This window comes from Mesorhizobium sp. M1066, from assembly GCF_040318635.1.
In the GTDB taxonomy this organism is placed as follows: Bacteria; Pseudomonadota; Alphaproteobacteria; order Rhizobiales; family Rhizobiaceae; genus Mesorhizobium.
Window position 1 is genome coordinate 1 of record NZ_JAMYMR010000097.1, and the last position, 2,444, is coordinate 2,444.

The following is a 2,444-nucleotide window of genomic DNA, read 5'->3' on the forward strand; positions in this document are numbered from 1 at the left end:
CCTCCGCCACGCCGGGGACCGGGTCATGGCGGACCTCGTAGGAGAACTTGCCCTTCGGCAATTTGGCGATTTCGGCCATGGCGCGACGTGCACCGTAGTCGAACCAGTCCTCGACGAAATCCAGCAGCGTGTCGCGGCCGTATTTTTCAAGCAGTTCCAACAGACGGCGTCGACCGGTCCTGCAGGCGCCGATCTGGGCGCGCACGTCGCCCAGCCAGATGTCTGGAACACGGTTGCGCATCATGCCGATGCGCAGAATATCCTGCTTCTCCCGGTGCTGTTCGACCACGCGCACGCAGGGAAAGTGGATCCCTTCCTCATAAACGTTCTTGGCGAATGGCAGATAGGTCGAAGGCGTCGGCGCGCCGGTATCGGCGTGATGGGAGAGCGCCACGGCCCAAAACAGCGGCTTGCCATCGAAAAAGATCGGCATCGCCATGATCAGGTCGGCATGATGCGTGCCGCCCGTGTATGGGCAGTTGTTGAGGAAGATGTCGCCGTCGGCGATATCGTCGAACAACTCCGTTATCGGACGGGTCGCCAGATCCATCGACATGACGTGGATCGGCAGCGCGTCCTCGGTGGAAACGAGGCGGTGGTCATAGGTCAGGATCGCACAGCTCAGGTCGCGGGCGTTCTTGATCACCGCCGAGCGGCTGGCCCGCATCACGACCAGCGTCATTTCCCGCACGACCGCCTCGAACCGGCTTTTCAGAACCGACATCAGGAACGGATCGACGCGGCGCGTTGGCGTCTCCAGGCGAATGACAGGTGAATTCATTTTGCGGTGCCTTATTCGGGAAGGTTTGAGTCAATCGACTGTCACGACGATGTTGCCCTGCGGGTCGACGCGCCCGCGGTGTCCGTCCTTGAGGAAGGCGGTGAACGTCGTCGCCTCAACCAGGCAGGGGCCGTCAAGCGCCGCCCCCGCACCCAGCTGGTCCATGTCGTACACGGGCAGAGAGCTCGTCCGCCGGGTTTCGTGCAAATAAGCTGGCCGATGGGTCTTGGCGACCGGCGCCGTCGCCTGGTCGGCCAGCCTGAAGTCCCTCCAGGCGTCCTGATTAGCCCGCTTGCCCACCGCGCGCAGCTTCCAGTTGGTGAATTCGACGACGTCGCGGTCGGATCTGATTGAATAAATGCGTTCGTGCATCTGATGGAACGCTTCGACGAGACTTGGCAGTTTCGCCGCGTCGAGATGCGCCTCATTGGCCTCGAAATGGACCTCGATTTCCCAGGATTGGTACTCGTAGCGACCAAGAAAGGAGAACTCGAAACGCCGCAGCTCGGGCTCAACGCCGGCCTGTTCGAGAAATGCTTCGCCCGACACCTTCAACCGCGCCAGGATGTCGGAGACGCCGGCGGCGTCGAAGCGCCGGGTCGAGGTCAGGAAAACCGCGCTTTCCTCGCGCGTGATATCCGAGATCAACCCGCCGAACGCGCTCAGCCCGGCCATGAAGCGCGGGATCATGTAGCGTTTCAAGCCCAATATGTCGGCCATCTCGGCGATGTGGATGGCGGTCGCGCCGCCGCCGCAGACAAAGAAACTGTCGCGTGGGTTTATGCCCTCGCGAATGGTGATTTCCTCAATGGCCCCGACCATGTTGTGGTTGCTGGTGGTCTGGATGGCGTAAGCCGCGTCGAGCAGCGGGATGCCGAGCCGCGTCGCGATGCTCGCGACCGCTTTCTCGGCCAGTTCGCGGCTGATCTTGATCCGGCCGCCGAGGAAATAATCCGGGTCAATGATGCCGAGCACGACATTGGCATCGGTGACCGTCGGCGCGGTGCCGCCCGCTCCGTAGCATGCCGGCCCCGGCCGCGCGCCAGCGCTTTGCGGCCCGACCCGCAGCAGGCCGCCATCATCGACCCAGGCAATGGACCCGCCGCCGGCGCCGACCGATCTCACATCCACCTTCGCGATCCCCAGCGAATCGTCGTGGATCATGCTGTCCGGGGTGACGATGATCTGGTGGTCGCGCAAAGCCGAGACGTCGAAGGTGGTGCCGCCCATGTCACCGACGATGACGTTGGCTTCGTCGCTCAGCGCCAGCGCGGCCATCGGCGCCAGCGTCGGCCCCGACATGACGCTGTAGATTGGCCGCCGCAGCATCTCGGCGGGAGGCATCATTCCACCGACGCAGTTGGCCAGCAGCAGCTCGCCCTGGAAACCAGCCTGCGACAGTGCTTGCCGCAAGTCCTCGATATAGGTTCGCACGATGGGATTGATCGACGCGTCGATAGCGGCCGCGATGATGCGCTTGTACTCGCGCGACATCGGATTGACTTCATGGCTAAGCGTCACCGGGATCTCCGGCCATGCCTGCGCGATGATTTCGCGCATCGTTGTTTCATGGATGGGATTGACGACCGACCAAAGCAGACCGACCGCTATTGCTTCGACGCCATAGCGTTGGAAGTCGGCTATCGCCGCCTCGACATCGGAT

2 protein-coding genes are annotated in these 2,444 nt (G+C 62.8%); both read right to left on the reverse strand.

The features are described 5' to 3' along the window. Positions 1–781: hydantoinase B/oxoprolinase family protein (locus NKH52_RS35205; RefSeq protein ID WP_352658154.1), on the reverse strand; the 781-nt coding region annotated here is incomplete at its 3' end. Between the two features lie 30 nt (positions 782–811). Then, on the reverse strand, positions 812–2,444 hold a 1,633-nt coding region (locus NKH52_RS35210), incomplete at its 5' end, for a hydantoinase/oxoprolinase family protein (RefSeq protein WP_352736867.1).